Raw genomic sequence first — 18,526 nt, 5'->3', positions numbered from 1 at the left:
GCCCTAAAGGACGGGGATTCCTACCAGCGCCCTCTGGCGCTCTCGGTGGGTTCCTGCTTCACCGCGCAGCGCCGGAACAAGTCCCGGACTCACCCGCACTCCACAAGCGTTTAACCTCTCCGCCTGACCAGCGGCGAGAATATTCTTGGCGGCGTTCACATCCCGGTCGTGGATGATGCCACACCCGCACGTCCACCACCGCACATGCAACGGCTTCTTCCCACCGACAACCCCACATGCCGAGCACAGTTGCGACGACGGGAAGAACCGGTCGACCTTGGCGAAAAACCGCCCGTGCCGGACCGCTTTCTCCCCGACCAGGCGGGTGAACATCGACCACCCAGCGTCATGCACCGACTTCGCCAGACGGGTCCGCGCCAAACCTTTCACACACAAATCCTCGACAAACACCGCTTGGTTATCACGGACAATCGTCGTGGACAGTTTGTGCGCGAAATCGCGGCGCTGATCGGCAACCTTGGCGTGAGCGCGGGCAACCCTGATCCGAGCCTTGCCTCGGTTACTCGACCCCTTCTGCGTCCGTGAAAGTGCTTGCTGAGCTTTACACAGCTTACGTTCGGCCCGACGGAACAACCTCGGGTTCTCGATGACCCGCCCATCGGAGAGGACCGCGAACGACCTCAGGCCAAGATCGATACCCACCTCGGCATCGACCTCGGGCAGCGGCCGGATTTCCGCCTCCACCACTAACGACGCGAAATAACGTCCCGCCGCGTCCTTGATCACAGTCACTGACGAGGGTTCCGACGGCAGCCGCCGCGACCACACCACCTTCACGTCCCCGATCCTGGGCAACCGCAACTTCTCCCCGGCGGTGACCGCGAACCGGGCGTTTCGGGTGAACCGGATCGCCTGCCGGTTGTCACGACGCGACCGGAACCGCGGCGCCGCGATCTTCGGCCCCTTCCGTGTGCCTGTGACCGAGCCGAAGAAGTTGCGGTACGCGGTATTCAGATCCGCTAGGGCCTGCTGCAACACCACCGCTGACACCCTCGACAACCACGCTCGCTCCGGGGTCTTCTTCGACTCGGTCAACAGCTTCGACAGTTCCGCGTCCGTGACGCGGCGGCCGTCCCGGTACGCCTGCTGCCGTATCGCGAGGGCATCATTGAAAACGACCCGGGCACAGCCGAATGCTTGCGCCAACGACTGCTGCTGCCCCGCTGGGGGGTAGAGGCGGAAGTTATATCGCAGCTGCATAACCGACAGTGTCGCACCGGGGTACGACAACAAACCAGCCACCATGAGTCGTGCGAGATCGACCGGTTCAGTGCACGCGCGGCCCTTGGCGGCCCTCGTGGGCCTCACCCCATAGCGGGCGTAGCACTAGCCCACATCCGATAACGTTCAACTGCGCGGCGGTCTGGGTTAACCCGCCGTTTACGATGGTTGGATGCTTGTCGAACAACCTGGCACTGTGGTGGGGGGTGCCACCCTCGGTTCCCGTCTGCGTGAACCACGGACTCTCGCCGTTATCGCGGTGTCCGCAGTGCTCGCATTGCTCATCGGACTGCAGGTCACCGCGTCTATCAACGGCTTCGACGGTCCCCTGGCCAGCTTGGCTCGCGACTTCGTCGGCACGCCCAAATCGATGTCGGTGCCGTGGGCAGGGCTGGTGCTCGCACTCGTCGGGATCTCCACGCGCCGAAGGGTGATCGCGCTGGCCGCCGCGATCGGGATCGATGCGGTGTGGGTCGCGCTGCGGCTCATCGACGGCAAGCCGTTCACGGTCGGCAACGGGCCGACGATCGTGCTGGCCGCGCTGGCGGTGATCGCGGCGGTGCGCTGGCGGGGGCGTGAGCGCGGTGACGCGTTGAAGGCCGTGGCCCTCGGTGCGCTGCTGGTGCTGGCGACCAAGGTGGGTGATGTGTGGCTGCACGTGACCTCGGCGGTGCGACCCACGGTGCTCGACGAGTACGCGCTGCTCGCCGATCACGCGCTCGGTGACCCGTCGTGGGTCGTCGGGCGGGTGCTGGATGTGCTCGGGCCCGAGGTGTACGCGGTGCTGCACTGGGTCTACATCGAATTGCCGGTGGCCGCGATCGCGGTGGCGGTGTGGCAACTGCGCAAGGTGGTGACCACGGGGCAGTGGCCGAGTCACTATCTGGTGCGCACCTTCCTGGTGCTCGGTCTGGTCGGGCCGCTGTTCTATGTGCTGTTCCCCGTCGTCGGGCCGATGTTCGCGTTCGGGGCCGACGGGCACGGTTTCCAGGTGGGCAACTTCTGGCCCACCGCGCTGCCGCCGATCGACTCGAACCCGGCCGCGCTGGCGTTCGACGAGTTCACCCCACGCAACTGCATGCCCTCGATGCACACCGCGTGGGCGCTGTCGCTGTTCATCCACACCCGTCGCGATATCGACGGGTCGCGCGCGCCGATCTGGATGCGCTGGGGCGGGGCCTTCTGGCTGGCCGCCACGGTGACCGCGACGCTGGGATTCGGTTATCACTACGGCGTGGATCTGGTGGCAGGCGCGGTGCTGTGCCTGACCGTCGAATCGGCGCTGCGCGCGCCCGAGCGGGGCTGGGGTGCGTTCCGGATTCGGCTGGTCGGCTTCGGTGTGGCGGTGTTCGCGGCGCTGCTGTTGTCCTACCGGTACCTGGCGGTGCCGATGGCGGAGTATCCGGTGGTCGCGGGCGCGATCGTCATCGGGCTGCTGGCCGCGGTGGCGATCGCCTTCCACAGCACCTGGTTCGCCACCGCCCCTGAACCCGCCCTCGAGCGAATCGCCACGCCCGCTACTTAGAAGAACCCATCACGGTGCCGTTGTTCGCGGTAGGCGGTGCGGCCGATGAGATGGGCCACGACCGGGGCCGTGATGATCGTGAACAGGCCGGTGAGGACGAGCATCCAGACGTTGACGTCGTCGCGGATGTCGATGCCGGTGCCGACGAGCACCAGGATGAGGCCGACCACCTGCGGTTTGGTGGCCGCGTGCATGCGGGTGAGGGTGTCGGGGAAGCGGACGATGCCGATCGACGCCGTGAACGCGAGTGCGCAGCCGGTCAGGATCAGGACCGCCGATACCCATTCCCAGATGCTCATCGATCGTCCCTGACCCGGAATCGGGTGACCGCGGCCGAGCCGAGGAAACCGACCAGCGCGAGCGCGACGATCGCCGGGATCACCGTGGTGTCGTTGCTGTAGGCGGCCCATACCGCGAGTCCGGACGCGGCGATGGCCATCAATGAATCGATGCCGACTACGCGGTCGAGGGTGCTCGGCCCGGCGAGCACGCGGTAGCTGGTGATCACCGCGGCGGCGATGAGCAGGATGCCCGCGATGACGGCGACGACGGTCATGGTTGCACCTCCGTTGGTGGGTCGACGCGACGGCGTTCGCTCGGTCGCTCGAAGGCGTTGATCATCAGGTGTTCCAGGCGCCGGGTGGTGTGGTAGAACTTCGCGACCGCCTCGTCGCTGCCCACGTCGAGCACGTGGACGTAGACCACGCAGCGGGGGCGGTCGAGTTCGAGGACCATGGTGCCGGGGATCAGGTTGAGCAGGTCGGCGCACATCACCAGCACCAGATCGGACTGGATGCCGAGGTGCACGCGCAGCACGCCCGAGACCGGCGGTCCGCTGGGCCGGATGGCGAACCAGGCCACTTGCAGACTCGATTCGAGCGCGTAATACGTACCGACCGCGATCAATTCGAGAAACGACAGTGGATGGAAGCGCCCGGCCACCGGGACCAGAGGCAGGGGAAGCGCGAAGACCACGATCAGCGCGACCACGGCACCGGCGAGTGCGTTGGCGAGGCTCAGATCGCCCCAGAGCGCGACCCAGACGGCGGTGAGCCAGATCAGTACACCGACGCGAAGGGCGTTGTCGCGGTTGATGAGTCGGCTCATCGCAGCTCCGGTCCGAGTACCGAGTCGATGTAGACCGACGGGTCGTTCAGGTCGCCCGCGGCGCGTTCGGCGATACCGAGGACGGGCCCGGCGAACACCGTGAGCGCGAGCCCGGCGCAGACGAGCCCGGCGGTGGCCAGCGCCATCAGCACGGGCATCCGGCCCGGATCGGTACGGTCCTCGTACTGCACATCGGTCGAATCCTCGATCAGTGTGGGCAGATTCGCCGCGGTGAGATGGCCTTCCGGCGCCTCTTCGCGCGGCCGCCAGAACGCTTTGCTCCAGACCCGCGCCACCGCGTACAGCGTGAGCAGGCTCGTGATCACCGAGCCCGCGACCAGCACCCAGGCCAGGACGCTGCCGTCGGCGGCGCCGGCTTCCAGGAGCGCGACCTTGCCGATGAATCCCGAAAACGGCGGGATGCCACCGAGATTCAAGGCGGGGAGCAGGAACAGTATGCCCAGCAGCGGACTCGCTGTCGCCAGCCCGCCGATCCGCCGCAACGACACCGATCCGGCTTGGCGTTCGATCAGTCCGACCGCGAGGAACAGCGCGGTCTGCACCAGAATGTGGTGGGCCACGTAGAACACCGTGCCGGTCAGCCCGGCCGTGGTGGCCAGGCCGATGCCGAACACCATGTAGCCGATGTGGCTGATCAGGGTGAACGAGAGCAGTCGCCGGATGTCGGTCTGCGCGATGGCGCCGAGGACGCCGATGAGCATCGTCGCCAGCCCGGCGACCAGCAGGATGTCGTCGAACGCGCCGTCGGGGAACCAGAGCGTGTGGGTGCGGATGATCGCGTAGACGCCGACTTTGGTGAGCAGACCCGCGAACACCGCGGTGACCGGCGCGGGCGCGGTGGGGTAGGAGTCGGGCAGCCAGCTCGACAGCGGGAACACCGCCGCCTTGATCCCGAACGCGACCAGCAGCACCGCGTAGCAGGCGGTGCGCACGCCACTCGGCGTCGCTTCCAGGCGCACGGCCAGTTGCGCGAGATTCAGGGTGCCCGTCGCCGCGTAGGTGAGGCCGATGCCGATCAGGAAGATCAGCGACGACACCATCGACACCATCACGTAGGCGATGCCGGTGCGGATCCGTTCCTCGGTGGCGCCGACGGTGAGCAGCACGAACGAGGCGACGAGCAGGATCTCGAAGCCGACGAACAGGTTGAACAGGTCACCGGCCAGGAACGCGGTCGACACGCCCGCGGTCAGGATCAGGTAGGTGGGCCGGTAGATCGAGGTCGGCTGGTGCTGGTCACCGTCGGAGATATTCTGTCCCGCACCGTAGATCGACACCAGGAGCAGCACGAAGGCCGAGACCAGCAGCATCGCGGCGCTGAGCCGGTCGACGACGAGAGTGATGCCGATCGGGGTCGGCCAGCCGCCCACCTGCACGGCGGTGGTGCCGTCGCGATCGGCGAGGTACAGCAGCAGCGCGCTGATCACCAGCACCACCGACAGCGCCGTCAGCGTGATCATCGCCTGCAGGCGCGGGCGGCGACCGAACACCAGCGTGGCCGCGGCGGCGAGCAGCGGAACCAGCACGGGCAGTGCGGCGATGGCGGGCAGCAGATCCGGGGACAGGGTCACTGTTCGGGATCCTCCCGTTCGCGCTGGGCCGCGACCTGGGCGTCCTCGGGGTCGTTGGTCACGTCTTCGGTGGTGGTCAGCATGTAGGCGCGGTAGGCGAGCGCGAGCACGAAAGCCGCCAGGCCCATGGTGATCACGATCGCGGTGAGCACCATCGCCTGCGCGAGCGGGTCGGCCATGCCGTCGGGAGAGGTATCGGAGCTGCCGAGGATCGGTGGCTTCCCGTCCGGGCCGCCCATCGTGAGGATCAGCAGGTTCACCGCGTTGCCGAGCAGGATCATCCCGAGCAGCATCTTCGACACCACCCGCTCGAGCAGCAGGTAGACACCGCACGCGGTGAGCACGCCGATGGTGATCAGCACAGCGAGATTGGCGCTCATAGCAGTTCCTTGTCCAGGCGGGCGCCGAGGCTGCGCAGCACGTCCAGCACCAGCCCCACGATCACCAGGTAGACGCCGAGGTCGAAGAACAGGGCGGTGACCAGTTTGATGTGGCCGAGCAGCGGCAGTGTCACCTCGATGATCGTCGAGGACAGCGGGGGTGCGCCGAACAGCAGCGATGCGGTGGCGGTGCCCGCGGCGAGGGTGAGGCCCGCGCCGAGCAGGTGCCCGGCGTCGACCGGGAGTGCTTCGCCCAGTTCGTATCGCCCGCCCGCGAGGTAGCGCAGAGTCAGCGCCAACCCGGCGACCAGGCCACCCGCGAAGCCGCCGCCGGGCGCGTTGTGGCCGGAGAAGAAGAAGTACACCGACAGCACCATGATGGTGGGAAAGACCAGGCGGGTGGTGATCTGCAGGACCATCGAACGGTCGCGGCGGTCGAGGAGGCGGGCGGCGGGCAGCCAGCTCACCGCGTCGGGGTCGTAGTTCGGTGAATCGGCGGCGCGGGGTGCGCTGCCGAAGCGGCGGCTGCGGAACACCAGCGAGGCGACGCCGGTCGCGGCGACGACGAGCACCGAGATCTCGCCGAGGGTGTCCCAGGCGCGGATGTCGACCAGCAGGACGTTGACCGCGTTCTTGCCGCCGCCGATCCGGTAGGCCGCGTCGGGGATGGCCTGCCAGATCGGGTCACCGTGCCTGGCGGCGATGGCGAAGGCGGCGAGTACTGGGACGGTGATGCCGACGGCGATGGCCAAAAGGGCCCGGCGGAATTTGAAGGCCGTGCCCTGGCTGTCGGCGATCTCCGCGGGGAACGCGCGCAGGACGAGCACGAAAACAACCAAAGTCAGTGTCTCGACCAGGAATTGGGTCAACGCGAGATCGGGGGCGCCGTGCAGCGCGAAGATCACGCCGCAGCCGTAGCCCGTCACCCCGACGACGAGCACGCTGGCCAGCCTGTTGCGTAATACGGTGGCGGCCAACGCCATCGCGATCATGATCGCGCCGATCGCGGCCTGCAACGGTGAATCCCACAGTCGCAGCTGCACTCCGGTGCGCGTGCCGAGGGCGAGCAGAACTGTCGGCAGCACGATGAGGGTGCCGAGGATGGTGGCCTGGCTGGCAGGCAGCGAACCGGACTGCACAGTTCCGGTGATGCGCAACGAAAGCCGGTCCATCGCGCGCAGGGCCGCGTCGTAGCCGCGATCGGCATTGCCGAGGCGCGGGTGTGCCGGTTCGCCGATCCGGCCGCGGATCAGGAACAGCGCGACGCCTGCCGCGACGATGACCACCGTCAGCGCGAGCGGTCCGGTGAAGCTGTGCCAGAGCGCGAGATGGGTGTCGAGTACGCCGGGCAGCGACTCGGCGTAGGGGCTCAACCATCGATCGACGACCGGCGTGTCGAGGCCGCCCGCCAGCCCGGCCACCGCGAGCACCGCGGGCGGCGCGAGTAACAGCGCGCCGGGTGCGTGCCAGGTGACCACGCGCTCGGGATCGGCGGTGGTTCCGAAAGCGCCCCAGATGAATCGGATGCTGTAGGCCACCGTGAACGCCGAACCGACCGTGACCCCCGCCAGCAGGGCGAACCGCACCGGCGGGCTCAGCACCTCGGCCGACCACAGCGCGCCGAGCGCCGACTCCTTGCCGACGAATCCGAGCAGCGGTGGCAGTCCGGCCATGCTGAGCGCGGCGAGCACCGCGATCGCGCACAGCACCGGCGCGCGCTGACCCAGCCCCGACAATCTGCGCAGATCCCTGGTGCCCGCACCGTGATCGATGATGCCGACCACCATGAACAGGCTCGCCTTGAACAGCGCGTGCCCCACCAGCAGGGCGAGCCCGGCCAGCGCCGCGTCCGGTGTGCCGATGCCGACCATCGTGATCATCAGACCCAGCTGGCTGACGGTGCCGAACGCCAGCACCAGCTTCAGATCGTGCACCTGGATCGCCCGCCACCCGGCGAGCAGCATCGTCGCGATGCCGAGCGGCAGCAGCATCAGATGCCATGGCGGTGTCTGCGCGAGCGCGGGTGCGAGCCGGGCCACCAGGTAGATACCGGCTTTCACCATCGCGGCCGCGTGCAGGTACGCACTCACCGGCGTCGGCGCCGCCATCGCACCCGGCAACCAGAAGTGCAGCGGCACGATCGCTGATTTGCTGATCGCCCCGAGTAGTACCAAGCCGATCGCGACCGACACCGCGCTCCCCGGCGGGACAGCGCTCGCCGCGAGCAGATCCGAGAGCAGGAAACTGTCGTAGCGAAGTCCGAGAACGACGATCCCGACCAGCATCGCCAGCCCGCCCGCACCCGTCACCAGCAGCGCCTGGATCGCGGCCCTTCGGCTGACCGAACGCTCGGCGTAATGGCCGACGAGCAGGAACGACAGCACCGTCGTGATTTCCCAGAACACGTACAGCAGCAGCATGTTGTCGCTGACGACCAGCCCGAACATGGCGCCGGCGAACCCGGTCAGCTCGGCCGCGAACACCCCGAGCCGGGCTTCGTCACGCTCGAAGTAGCGGCCGCAGTAGGCCAGGATCAACGCGCCGACGCCGAGCACCAGCGTGCACATCACCGCGGCGAGGGAGTCGAACCGCAGGTCGATATCCATCGAGATCTGCGGCGCCCACCGCACCTGCGTGCGCACGGTGTCGCCCCAGTGCGCGATCACCCAGCCGAGACTGCCCAGCGGGACCAGCGCCAGCAGATAGAAAGCGTTGCGGCCGAGCACTCGTACGCACAGCGGGGCCAGGAGGGCGGCCAGTGCGTGAACGAGCAGAACGGCTAGCAACTCCCCCTCCGTCGGGTAGGTAGCGGTCGAGTAGCGCGCCCCGATCCTACGGGCGCGAACGGGATGTTCGGCGGCACCGAGGTTGTCGCGTCGGCCATGTCGAGTGCGGTGTGGCTATGGCTGGGCCACCCGTGGCGGCGTGGCGGGCCGAATCTGGTACAGCACCGCGAGTCCCGCCGCGGCGCCGACGGTGATGGCCAGCGCGACCTGGCCCGGGACCCGCTCGGCAACGGCGGTGCTGCTCGTCGGCCAGTGTCGTTGCCCGGTGGGAATCGCCCACAGGATCGACGGCAGGTACAGCGCACCGAGCCCGAGCATCGCGCTCGGCAGGTAGGTGACCCGGATCGAACCGATGGCGAAACCTGTGACAAAGGTCAACAGCACCACCCCGGCCGGCCACACGAACGCCCACGGCAGGTGTTCGGCCACCGTGGCGAAACCGCAGATGGCGGCGGCACCGAGCAGCGCGCCCCACGATGTCGCCCAGCGCAGGCCCGCCAGGATGGCGACAACACCGACGGCGAGAACGAGTAGGAGATGCCAACCGAGATTCGGTGCGTCACCGAGTGAATCGGCTGCCGCGGCCACGCTCACGGCGACCAGGACACCGGCGCCGTCACGGCCGGGCAGCAGCATGGCGGCCACGAACGCCGCCACGATCGTGACGCTCACGGCGACCACGATGTGCCAGGAGTTCACGCGTCGTCCGTCGAACACGCTGCCGAGCCAGTCGGTGGCGATCAGCAGCGACAGCGACAGCACGGTGGTGGCGATGATCGGGGTGATCGGCAGATCCGCCGCTATGCGCGGCACCGCGGACAGCATGAGGCCGTGCCGATGGCGCGCGGTGTTCATCGCGAGTAGCACGACCGCGGCGCCGACCAGCCAGAACGGGGTGTGCACGGCCTTGTCCGCCGTCGCCGAGGCATTCGAGGTGAACACCGCGACGACCTCGCCGTAGACGAACACGACCAGGACCCCGAGCCCGAAACCGACCGCCGACCAGCGCATCCGCCACGAGCAGATGCACAGAGCGCCGAACAGCACACCGCCGCACAGCGAGTCGATGTAGTTCTGGGTGGTGAGTACATCGGCGGAGGTCATCGCCTCCCCGATGAAGTAGTTGATCGCCAAGGCCGTCGCCCCACCCGTCGCGGTGAGCCAGATGAGTCCCGGCCGGGTGACCGGCCTGGCCAGTACGGCGACGACGACAGCCACGATGAGACCGAGCGCCGCCGCGCGGGGAACGCTGTTGATCAGACTGGTGACGCGGTACGGCGAATCGACTCCCGACTCGTCACCGAAGCTGAACGGCAGGAACAGCGACATTCCCGCGGCCGCGGCCCCGGCGAACGCCGTGACCGCGTCCAGACCATCACCGATCTTGGGCACCGTGCCGACGATACCGGCGACTACCCGTCCTACCTGGGATGTCGTGTCCGGGTCGGTAGGCGGCGAGTTCCGCCGGCCGGGATCAGGCTCTGCTCTCCGCGTAGCGTCGCAGCGATTCGACCTGTGCGGGATCGAGGGACGGGCGCACGGTGGCGCGGGCGGTAGCCACGTCCTCGGCGGTGACGTCGGCGGCGGCCATATCGCGGCGCAGTGCCGAGAGCGCGGCCTCGCGGAGCAGGGCGGCGCAGTCGGCGGCCGAGTAGCCGTCGAGATCCTCGGCCAGGGCGGCCAGGTCGACGTCGTCGGCCAGCGGAACCGAGCGGCCCGCCGTGCGCAGGATCTCGAGCCGCGCCGGACCGTCCGGCGGTGGGACGAAGACGAGCCGGTCGAGCCTGCCCGGCCGCAACAGCGCGGGGTCGATCAGTTCGGGGCGGTTGGTCGCGGCGACCACCACCACGTCGCGCAGCGGTTCGACACCGTCGAGTTCGGTGAGCAATGCGGCGACCACCCGGTCCGACACCCCGGAGTCGCTGCTCTGGCCGCGCCGGGGAGCGAGTGCGTCGACCTCGTCGAGGAAGATCAGCGACGGTGCCGAGTCGCGGGCCCGCTGGAACAGTTCGCGCACCGCTCGCTCCGAGGAACCGACCCACTTGTCCATCAGCTCAGCGCCTTTCACCGCGTGCACGCTGAGCTGACCGGTGCCTGCCAGTGCCCGCACGAGGAAGGTCTTGCCGCAGCCGGGTGGCCCGTAGAGCAGGACCCCACGCGGCGGTTCGACGCCGAGGCGGGCGAACGAGTCGGGGTGGCGCAGCGGCCACAGCACCGTTTCGGTGAGCGCCTGCTTGGTCTCGACCATGTCGCCGACATCGTCGAGGTCGAGCGATCCGATCGCCAATTCCTCTGTCCCCGAACGTGACAGGGGTCGGATCACCTCGAGCGCGCCGATCAGGTCTTCTTGGACGAGTGCTGGTTCGGTGTGTTCGCGGCTGGCCCGGCCCGCTGCCCGCACGGCCGCTTCCCGGCACAGCGCGGTCAGGTCGGCCACCACGAAACCCGGTGTGCGCGCGGAGATCGCGTCGAGATCGAGTTCGCCGGCCGGTACCTTGCGCAGCAGGTGTTCGAGCAGTGCCCGCCGGATCGCCGCGGTCGGCAGCGGCAGTGCCAGTTCGCGGTCGCACAGGTCCGGTGCCCGCAACCGCGAATCCACCTGTGTCGGATGGGCGGTGGTGGCCAGCAGGGCGACGCACGGCGCGCGCACCGCGGCCCGCAGCTGGTCGAGAATCAGGGTGGCGACGGGTTCGGCCTCGGCGGGCAGCAGTGCGTCGATATCGGTGATCAGCAGCACGCCACCCTGTCCGGTGGCGACATCGGCCACCGCCTCGGCCACCTCACGCAGCCGGGTGCCGCTCTCGGTCGCGCCGACGCTCGGACCATCGACCTCGATGATGCGACGTGGTGCGGCAACGGCTTTGGCGAAGGTGGCCTTGCCGACGCCGGCCGGGCCGGTGATGAGCACCCCGAGATGCGCCGGTGCGCCGAGCGTCTTGAGCAACTCGGGTTCGTCGAGTGCCAAGCTCAGCCACTCGGCCAGCTTGCCCGCCTGACTCTGCACCCCTGCCAGGTCCTCGATCTGGATCGGCGTACTCCCCGAACTCACCTTCACCGCGACCGGCCCCGGCTGCTCCGCCTCCGAAAGCCACTGTTGCCCAGGCGCACCGGGCCGGTTCCCCGAAGGCGGCCGGGTGTCGCCGTCGCGTTCCAGGATGTGCTGGATCGCGGCCGCGCCCGCACCCCAGCCGACGGCCGAATTCGGTTGCACGCTCACTGGTCCCGGCATCGGCTCGATCGCCGTCACGGTGAGCAGTTCGGTGGTCCAGGCGATACCGAAGGTGCGCGAGAGCGCCTGCGTGGCCGCCGAGGAACTGATGTCGGGTCCGAGATCGCGCGGTAGCAGCGACACCGTGTCGCCCACGGTCACCACTTTGCCGAGCAGCGCCTGCCGCAGGGTGGCCGCCGGAATGCTGCCCATCGCGTGCGCCGAGCCGCTCAGTGAGATCTGTCTGGCGCCGAAGACCGTCACCGGGGCGACCGTCACCGCCGCGTTCTCCCGCAACCCCACATTCGACAGCGTCACGTCATCGAGCAGCGCCACCCCCGGCGGACTGTCCGCGGGCGCCTTCGCCACCACCGCCGCGGTCCTGCGCGCGCCGATCAGGGAGATTCCGTCCCACTCCCGCAGGCCGAGCGCGGTGAGCGTCTCGGGGTGCAAGCGCACCACCCCGCGGCGGGCATCGGCTGCGGAGGGGTTGAGCCGGGCGGTGAGCGAAAGTTCAGCCACCGCCCCATTCTGCCGCTTCGCGGCGCGATCAGGAATCGATAGGCGGACCGCAAGGTCAGACGGCCATTCTGGCGGACATGACGAACTCTCGCCGCAAGTCGGTACGCTGCACCGGACGCGCCGGAGGTACCGGCGCCGCGATCTCTCGGGGAAAGCAGCAGATGAACCGAATCTCCCTCGCCGTTCTGGCCGCCGGGGCACTGACCCTGACACTGGTCGGGTGCGGTTCCGGCGACGACTCCGCCGATGCGAGCGGGCTGCGCAAGGGCACACCGAGCTCCAGCGCGCCCGCCACCACCACAGCGCCCACTTCGAGCGCGGCGCCGACCGCTGCCGCCGTGAGCGCCGACATCACCTGCACGCAGTTCAAGTCGCTCGACGCGGACGGCGAGAAGAAGGCGATCGACAAGATCCTCGCGGAAAACCCCGGTGGGCCGTTCGACGGCAGCCCTAACGTGGCGCTCAGCACCGTGAAGCTGGTCTGCCTGGTGCCGGCCAATGCCGACAAGCCGGTCGCCGACGCCGCCGGGATGAAGCCCTAGTTTTTGGAGCGCTGGCGCGCTCGAGCGGGGCCCTTCGGGCCCCTGATCTTCCCTCCCTCCGGGTACTCCTTCGTCGCACCCTCCGCTCAGTCCAGATCAGGGCGGGCCCCTTGGGGTAGAGACATACGATGTTGGCCAGGTGGGATCTTCGGGATGTTTGCGGCTCAGCTCAGGAGCGATTGCCAGTTGGCGGGCACGCGGGCGGCCGGGCCGGGGACGGACTGATCGGTCGGGTGGCTGGTCGGCGGGGCCAGTTCGGGACCGTCGCTGTACATCTCCCCGCTGGAGAAGTTGTAGAACCAGTCCTCGCCCGGCTCGTAGCTCTGCATGAACGGGTGCGAGGTGGCCTCGAAGTGCTTGGTCGCGTGCTTGCTGGGGGAGCTGTCGCAGCAGCCGACGTGCCCGCATTCGGCACAGCGGCGCAGATGCACCCACCAGCCGCCGCTCTCGTCGCACTCGGCGCAACCCGCGCCACTGGGCGGCACGCTCGGATCGATCCCCGCTTCAGCCATCCTGACCTCCTGTAATAGGTGTGCTCACATCCTCCGCCGCCGGCTCCAGGGGCAGGCGGACGATGAACCGCGTGTTGCCGGGTTCTGATTCGACCCGGATGTCACCGTTGTGCTTGTTCACCACGATCCGGAACGAGATGTCGAGGCCGAGGCCGGTACCGTCGCCGACCGGTTTGGTGGTGAAGAACGGCTCGAAGATGCGACCACGCGCCTCGGGCGGAATGCCGGGCCCGGTGTCCCCGATTTCCACGGCGGCGCAGTCGTTCTCCTTGAAGGTGCGGATCGTCAGGGTGCCCTCGCCGCCCATCGCGTAGACCGCGTTGTCGATGAGGTTGGTCCACACCTGATTGAGTTCGGCGGCGAAGCAGGGGACCGGCGGCAGGCCGCGGTCGTAATCCTTCACCACATGTACGCCGTCACCGAGTTTGCGGTTGAGCATCACCAGGGTGGAATCGAGCAGTTCGTGCAGGTCGACGACCTGATAGGGCGCGCGATCCATCTGCGAATACTGTTTGGCGGCACCGACGAGCGTGGAGATGCGGGTGGTCGAGTCGAAGATCTCGTTCATCAGCAACTCGGTCTCGATGGTGTAGTTCAGCCAGCGCACCGCACCCTCGAACACCGGCGCCTTGCAGGCTTCCAGCGTGGCGTGCACGCCCTCGAGCCAGTCGGTGTCAAGGCCCGCCTGCACGAAGGTCGGCGCCAGATTCCAGCCGTCGGCGATGCCGCGCTCGTCGAACCAGTCGGCCAGCGCGTCCTCCCGATCTGCCGCTTCCAGCGGGCTGAGGTCTGGTGCCTTGGCGACCTGCTCGGCAGCCTGCTCCTGCAATTCGATGAGCTTGACCAGCGCGTCGGCCGGGAACTTGCCCTCGGCCATCATCTTGAGCTTGTGCCGCATCCCGGCCACGCGTTCACGCAGGCCCGAGGTGGCGCGTACCGCGGCGGCGGCGGGATTGTTGAGCTCGTGGGTGAGCCCCGCCGACAGCGATCCGAGGGCGAGCAGCCGTTCCCGTTCGGCGATCCGCTGGCTGGACTTCTGCCCGCCGAAGAACGCGCCCTCGAGCAGGTGCACGGCCATCGGGAACCACTCGTGCATGATCCGGGAGAAATCCGCCGCGTCCATGACCAGGAACCGGGAGCGGCGCAGCACGTACATCGAGCCGTTGTAGTTCTGGTTCGCCCGCTCGCCCAGATACGCCATCCAGGCACCGGCGTACACCCCGCGATGGTCGGTGCGGTTGATCTCGATATCCACCCCACCGGACAGCTTGGTCAGCCGCACCTCGCCGTCGATCATCACGTAGAAGCAGGTCGCCGGTTCACCCTCGCGGAACACCGGGCCCGGGTCGACGTACTCGATGCGCCCGACGGCGCACAGCTCGGCGAGCTGGGAGTCGTCGAGCTTCTCGAACAGAAACAGCGTGCGCAGTTCTTCCGGATCGCAGATCAAAGAACTCATCTCCTAGGCCAGATACCGGTGGACGAGCATGACCGCCATCGCGCCTTCACCGACCGCCGAGGCGACCCGCTTGGCGGATTCGGCGTGCACATCGCCCGCGACGAACACACCGGGCACGCTGGTCTCGAGATGCTGCGGTGGGCGCGGCAGTTCCCAGCCGGGTGGTCGCGCGCCGTCGACCATCAGATCGGGTCCGGCCAGCACGTATCCGGCGGCGTCGCGGGTGACGACGCCGTCGAGCCAGCCGGTCTGCGGTGCGGCGCCGATGAACAGGAACAGTCGTTGCGCGTCGACCTTGTCCTCGGTGCCGGTGCTGTTGTCGCGCAGGATGATCCGTTCCAGGTGCGTGTCGCCGTCGACGCCGACCACCTCGGTCTCGGTGTGCACCACGATGTTCGGGATCTCCGCGATCTGCTGGACCAGATAGTGCGACATCGACCGATCCAGCGAGTCGCCCCGGACAACCAGGTGCACACGACGGGCATTGCGGGACAGGAACACCGCGGCCTGTCCGGCCGAATTGGCCCCGCCGACGATGTAGACCTCCTGCTCGGCGCACTCGGCGGCCTCGGTCATCGCCGAGCCGTAATACACACCGCGCCCGGTGAATTCGTCCACACCCGCCGCCGGATGACGCCGATAGTCCACGCCCGTCGCGATCAGAACCGTATGCGCGCAGAGCTTTCCGCCGTCGGCGAACCGCACCGTGCGCGCCGAACCGTTGATCTCGAGCGCGACCACATCGCGAGTGGTGATGATCTCCGCACCGAATTTCGCCGCCTGCCGCCTGGCCCGATCCGCCAGCTGCGACCCCGAGACCCCGTCGGGAAATCCGAGATAGTTCTCGATCCGCGAGCTCTGCCCCGCCTGCCCGCCGGTGGCCGTGCGCTCCACCAGCACCGTGCGCAACCCCTCCGACGCGCCGTACACCGCCGCGCCGAGCCCGGCGGGCCCGCCGCCGACCACGATCAGATCGTAGAAATCGCCACTTGGTTCGACGGTGAGGCCGACGTTTTCGGCGAGCTCGCTGTCGGTCGGCTGGATCAGCGCGGTACCCGCGGCCGTGATCACCACCGGACAGGTCAGCGGATCGGCGCCCGCCGCCTCCAGCAACCGGGTGCCCTCCGGCTCGTCGACCGGGTACCACCGATACGGCAACTGATTGCGCGCCAAGAACTCTCGCACCTGCGAAGACCGGGGCGACCAACGGTCACCGACGACCTTGGTCTCGTACACCGGCCGCTGCTCGGCACTGCGCCACACATCGAGCAACCCGTCGATCACCGGATACAGCTTCTCCTCCGGCGGATCCCACGGCTTGAGCAGATAGTGGTCGAGATCGATGACATTGATCGCGTCGATCGCGGCATCGGTGTCGGCGTAGGCGGTGAGCAGCACCCGGCGCGCGTACGGGTGCAGATCCATCGCCTGTTCGAGGAATTCGATCCCGTCCATACCGGGCATCCGGTAGTCGGCGATCAGCACCGCCACTGGCTGCCCGCGCAGTTTCATCTCCCGCAGCGCCTCCAGCGCCTGCTGCCCCGATTCGGCTCGCAGAATCCGGTAGTCGGCGCCGTAGCGGCGGCGCAGATCGCGCACGACCGCCCGGGAAACGCCGGGGTCGTCGTCAACGCTCAGAATGGCCGGTTTGGTTACCGAGGGAGTGCTCACCCGATCGAGTATCCCCCTTGGGGCGCGGTGGTCGTCAGAGCTGGCGGTGGAGCACGAGGTCTAGTTCGGTGGGGGTGAGCAAACGTTCGAGGCGTTCCTCGCGTTTGAGACGGGTGCCGCGCGACACGAACGCGCTGGGGAGCGCGAAGGCGTCGTCGGGGTGGATGCTCGGCAGGAGCGGGACCTCGTTGATGTGCCTGCGTGGCAGGAGTGAGCGCAGTTTCACGGCCGATCACCTCGGGTTTGACGACGGGAACGCTGGAGGCTGAGCTTCGTAGATCAGCAAACGTCGGTAGCGAAAAGTTTGCCAGCATGTCCGAGGTGGTGCAAGTGGGACAAGGTGGACACGGCGAGCCAACCGATCGGCGGCCTGCTTCGACGCAGGCCACCCCGGTTTGCGAGTAGTTGCTGATCAGCTATTTCCAGGCGGGCATGGTGACAATCTGTGCCGCATAGGACAGCCCGGCACCGAAGGCGATCAGCAGCGCGGTGTCGCCCGGCTTCGATTCGCCCTTGCGCAGCAGCGCCTCCATCGCGAGGGGGACAGATGCTGCCGAGGTGTTGCCGGAGTCCTCGATGTCGTTGGCGAGCGCGCAGTGCTCCGGTAGCTCGAGCACCCTGGCCATGATCTCGATGATCCGGCCGTTGGCCTGGTGCGGGATCATCGCGTCGAGATCGCCGGTGGTCAGGCCCGCGCGGTCGATCGCCTCGCGGCAGACCTTCTCCAGTGAGTGCGCGGCCCAGCGGAACACCGCGGTGCCCTCCATCGTGAGGTACGGGCGGACCGCGTCGGTGCCCTTCTCCTCGATCTCGGCGAAGAACTCCGCCCAGTCCTTCGACTGGCGGATGGCGTGGTGCTGGGTGCCGTCCGAACCCCATGCGGTCGGGCCGATGCCCTGCTCGGCAGACGGGCCGACGACTACCGCGCCCGCGCCGTCGGCGAACAGGAACGCCGTCGAGCGGTCGGTGAAATCGATGGTCTCGGTGAGTTTTTCGACGCCGACCACCAGCACGTGGTTCGAGGTGCCCGCGCGGACCAGGTCTGATGCCATCCCGACCGCGTGACAGAACCCGGCGCAGCCCGCCGCGATGTCGAAGGCGGCCGCGCCGGTCATGCCGAGGTCGGTGGCGATGCGCGGGCCCACGGAGGGGGTGAGTACCAGATTCGTCGATGTCGCCACGATGACGCAGTCGATCTGCTCGACCTGCACGCCCGCGGCGGCAATCGCGTCGCGCCCGGCGGCGACACTCATGGCCTGGATGGTTTCCTCGGCCGAGGCGAAGCGCCTGGTCTTGATGCCCGATCGAGTGCGGATCCACTCGTCGCTGGAGTCGATCGGTCCTGCGACCTCGTCGTTGGTGACCACCCGAGCTGGGCGGTAGACGCCCAATCCGAGGATCGCGGTGTGCTCAGCACCCGTCGTCTGGGCGATTCGAGCAGCCATTGTGCGTCTCCTATGTACCTGTCAACCTGCGGCAGCACCGCTGGGTGTACCCGAAGCATCGAAATCTGTCCCTCATCGCCCGTGACTCGTGCGTGGACACCATGTGAACGCTGAGACATGAGGCTTCCTCATATTAGCGCGTCAGATTGTGATCTGAGTGTCGATTGTCACAAGACGGCCGGGGGTATCTTGGGGAGGAGGCGATTGCTTGCCGACCCATCGAGGGATCGAGGACATCATGCTCGGACTCGGCATCATCAGTTGGATCATCATCGGCGGTCTCGCCGGTTGGATCGCGAGCAAGTTCATGAAGACCGACGCACAGCAGGGCATCCTGCTCAATATCGTCGTCGGGGTCGTCGGCGGTCTGCTCGGCGGTTTCCTGCTGAGCCTGTTCGGCGTCGATGTCGAAGGCGCGGGCTGGATTTTCAGCTTCATCACCTGTCTGGTGGGCGCCTGCGTGCTGTTGTATCTGGTGAAGCTGTTCACCGGGCGTAAATCGGTCCACTGACCACGGGTGCTTGCCCCGGGCTTC

17 protein-coding genes are annotated in these 18,526 nt (G+C 68.0%); 3 read left to right on the top strand and 14 right to left on the bottom strand.

Annotation, left to right across the window (positions count from 1 at the left end; translation table 11 throughout):
• Positions 1 to 3 precede the first annotated feature (3 nt).
• A complete protein-coding gene (locus ACFWPX_RS15675) occupies positions 4 to 1,221 on the bottom strand; it encodes an RNA-guided endonuclease InsQ/TnpB family protein (RefSeq protein WP_378927946.1) in 1,218 nt (405 codons plus the stop codon).
• Between the two features lie 193 nt (positions 1,222 to 1,414).
• Between ACFWPX_RS15675 and ACFWPX_RS15670 the strand changes: the two genes are divergently transcribed.
• Positions 1,415 to 2,767, top strand: a complete 1,353-nt coding sequence (locus ACFWPX_RS15670) for a DUF5933 domain-containing protein (RefSeq protein WP_378927945.1) — start codon at positions 1,415 to 1,417, stop codon at positions 2,765 to 2,767.
• Here the strand turns inward: ACFWPX_RS15670 and mnhG are convergent.
• From mnhG to ACFWPX_RS15630, 8 genes are all read right to left on the bottom strand, one after another.
• Positions 2,764 to 3,066: a monovalent cation/H(+) antiporter subunit G gene (gene mnhG / locus ACFWPX_RS15665; protein ID WP_378927944.1), complete on the bottom strand. Its 303-nt coding sequence runs from the start codon at positions 3,064 to 3,066 to the stop codon at positions 2,764 to 2,766. The genes ACFWPX_RS15670 and mnhG overlap by 4 nt on opposite strands.
• The gene (locus ACFWPX_RS15660; RefSeq protein ID WP_378927943.1) at positions 3,063 to 3,323 is read right to left on the bottom strand and encodes a monovalent cation/H+ antiporter complex subunit F; all 261 of its coding nucleotides are present in this window, start codon (positions 3,321 to 3,323) and stop codon (positions 3,063 to 3,065) included. The genes mnhG and ACFWPX_RS15660 overlap by 4 nt, the downstream gene beginning before the upstream one ends.
• On the bottom strand, positions 3,320 to 3,874 hold the full coding sequence (locus tag ACFWPX_RS15655; RefSeq protein WP_378927942.1) for a Na+/H+ antiporter subunit E: 555 nt from the start codon (positions 3,872 to 3,874) through the stop codon (positions 3,320 to 3,322). The genes ACFWPX_RS15660 and ACFWPX_RS15655 overlap by 4 nt, the downstream gene beginning before the upstream one ends.
• Complete coding sequence (locus ACFWPX_RS15650; RefSeq protein ID WP_378927941.1) at positions 3,871 to 5,466, bottom strand: Na+/H+ antiporter subunit D; 1,596 nt, start codon at positions 5,464 to 5,466, stop codon at positions 3,871 to 3,873. The genes ACFWPX_RS15655 and ACFWPX_RS15650 overlap by 4 nt, the downstream gene beginning before the upstream one ends.
• Positions 5,463 to 5,846 carry a Na(+)/H(+) antiporter subunit C gene (locus ACFWPX_RS15645; RefSeq protein WP_378916537.1) on the bottom strand — a complete coding sequence of 128 codons (384 nt, stop codon included), beginning with the start codon at positions 5,844 to 5,846 and terminating at the stop codon, positions 5,463 to 5,465. The genes ACFWPX_RS15650 and ACFWPX_RS15645 overlap by 4 nt, the downstream gene beginning before the upstream one ends.
• Positions 5,843 to 8,632 (bottom strand): Na+/H+ antiporter subunit A, encoded by a 2,790-nt coding sequence (locus tag ACFWPX_RS15640; protein WP_378927940.1) that lies wholly within the window; start codon positions 8,630 to 8,632, stop codon positions 5,843 to 5,845. Before ACFWPX_RS15640 ends, ACFWPX_RS15645 begins: the two co-directional genes overlap by 4 nt.
• Before the next feature lie 114 nt (positions 8,633 to 8,746).
• Entirely contained in the window at positions 8,747 to 10,024 is a 1,278-nt protein-coding gene (locus ACFWPX_RS15635) for a hypothetical protein (protein ID WP_378927939.1), read from the bottom strand.
• 82 nt (positions 10,025 to 10,106) lie between these two features.
• A complete protein-coding gene (locus ACFWPX_RS15630; protein ID WP_378927938.1) occupies positions 10,107 to 12,362 on the bottom strand; it encodes an AAA family ATPase in 2,256 nt (751 codons plus the stop codon).
• A 77-nt stretch (positions 12,363 to 12,439) separates the two neighbouring features.
• On the opposite strand from ACFWPX_RS15630, the gene ACFWPX_RS15625 reads away from it, so the two are divergent.
• Positions 12,440 to 12,904, top strand: coding sequence for a hypothetical protein (locus tag ACFWPX_RS15625; protein WP_378927937.1), 465 nt, complete (start codon positions 12,440 to 12,442; stop codon positions 12,902 to 12,904).
• Between the two features lie 164 nt (positions 12,905 to 13,068).
• Here ACFWPX_RS15625 and ACFWPX_RS15620 read toward each other — a convergent pair whose 3' ends face one another.
• The 5 genes from ACFWPX_RS15620 to ACFWPX_RS15600 all read right to left on the bottom strand — a co-directional run bounded on the left by ACFWPX_RS15620 (position 13,069) and on the right by ACFWPX_RS15600 (position 17,991).
• Positions 13,069 to 13,416, bottom strand: coding sequence for a UBP-type zinc finger domain-containing protein (locus ACFWPX_RS15620; protein ID WP_378916525.1), 348 nt, complete (start codon positions 13,414 to 13,416; stop codon positions 13,069 to 13,071).
• The gene (locus tag ACFWPX_RS15615) at positions 13,409 to 14,875 is read right to left on the bottom strand and encodes an ATP-binding protein (RefSeq protein ID WP_378916523.1); all 1,467 of its coding nucleotides are present in this window, start codon (positions 14,873 to 14,875) and stop codon (positions 13,409 to 13,411) included. The genes ACFWPX_RS15620 and ACFWPX_RS15615 overlap by 8 nt, the downstream gene beginning before the upstream one ends.
• A gap of 3 nt (positions 14,876 to 14,878) precedes the next feature.
• Positions 14,879 to 16,546, bottom strand: coding sequence for an FAD-dependent oxidoreductase (locus ACFWPX_RS15610; RefSeq protein ID WP_378927936.1), 1,668 nt, complete (start codon positions 16,544 to 16,546; stop codon positions 14,879 to 14,881).
• Positions 16,547 to 16,580: 34 nt separating this feature from the next.
• Complete coding sequence (locus tag ACFWPX_RS15605; protein WP_378916518.1) at positions 16,581 to 16,772, bottom strand: hypothetical protein; 192 nt, start codon at positions 16,770 to 16,772, stop codon at positions 16,581 to 16,583.
• A gap of 190 nt (positions 16,773 to 16,962) precedes the next feature.
• On the bottom strand, positions 16,963 to 17,991 hold the full coding sequence (locus ACFWPX_RS15600) for a beta-ketoacyl-ACP synthase III (RefSeq protein ID WP_378927935.1): 1,029 nt from the start codon (positions 17,989 to 17,991) through the stop codon (positions 16,963 to 16,965).
• Positions 17,992 to 18,229: 238 nt separating this feature from the next.
• On the opposite strand from ACFWPX_RS15600, the gene ACFWPX_RS15595 reads away from it, so the two are divergent.
• Complete coding sequence (locus ACFWPX_RS15595) at positions 18,230 to 18,502, top strand: GlsB/YeaQ/YmgE family stress response membrane protein (protein ID WP_378928000.1); 273 nt, start codon at positions 18,230 to 18,232, stop codon at positions 18,500 to 18,502.
• Positions 18,503 to 18,526: the final 24 nt, after the last annotated feature.

The organism is Nocardia sp. NPDC058518, assembly GCF_042719655.1.
Lineage (GTDB): Bacteria > Actinomycetota > Actinomycetes > Mycobacteriales > Mycobacteriaceae > Nocardia.
This window is presented reverse-complemented; position numbering and strand designations above follow the sequence as displayed.

Bases quoted from the DNA above. Each gene is read 5' to 3' on its own strand.
- ACFWPX_RS15675 (WP_378927946.1), bottom strand. From the start codon at position 1,221: ATGCAGCTGCGATATAACTTCCGCCTCTACCCCCCAGCGGGGCAGCAG.
- ACFWPX_RS15670 (WP_378927945.1), top strand. From the start codon at position 1,415: ATGCTTGTCGAACAACCTGGCACTGTGGTGGGGGGTGCCACCCTCGGT.
- mnhG (WP_378927944.1), bottom strand. From the start codon at position 3,066: ATGAGCATCTGGGAATGGGTATCGGCGGTCCTGATCCTGACCGGCTGC.
- ACFWPX_RS15660 (WP_378927943.1), bottom strand. From the start codon at position 3,323: ATGACCGTCGTCGCCGTCATCGCGGGCATCCTGCTCATCGCCGCCGCG.
- ACFWPX_RS15655 (WP_378927942.1), bottom strand. From the start codon at position 3,874: ATGAGCCGACTCATCAACCGCGACAACGCCCTTCGCGTCGGTGTACTG.
- ACFWPX_RS15645 (WP_378916537.1), bottom strand. From the start codon at position 5,846: ATGAGCGCCAATCTCGCTGTGCTGATCACCATCGGCGTGCTCACCGCG.
- ACFWPX_RS15625 (WP_378927937.1), top strand. From the start codon at position 12,440: ATGACGAACTCTCGCCGCAAGTCGGTACGCTGCACCGGACGCGCCGGA.
- ACFWPX_RS15620 (WP_378916525.1), bottom strand. From the start codon at position 13,416: ATGGCTGAAGCGGGGATCGATCCGAGCGTGCCGCCCAGTGGCGCGGGT.
- ACFWPX_RS15615 (WP_378916523.1), bottom strand. From the start codon at position 14,875: ATGAGTTCTTTGATCTGCGATCCGGAAGAACTGCGCACGCTGTTTCTG.
- ACFWPX_RS15600 (WP_378927935.1), bottom strand. From the start codon at position 17,991: ATGGCTGCTCGAATCGCCCAGACGACGGGTGCTGAGCACACCGCGATC.
- ACFWPX_RS15595 (WP_378928000.1), top strand. From the start codon at position 18,230: ATGCTCGGACTCGGCATCATCAGTTGGATCATCATCGGCGGTCTCGCC.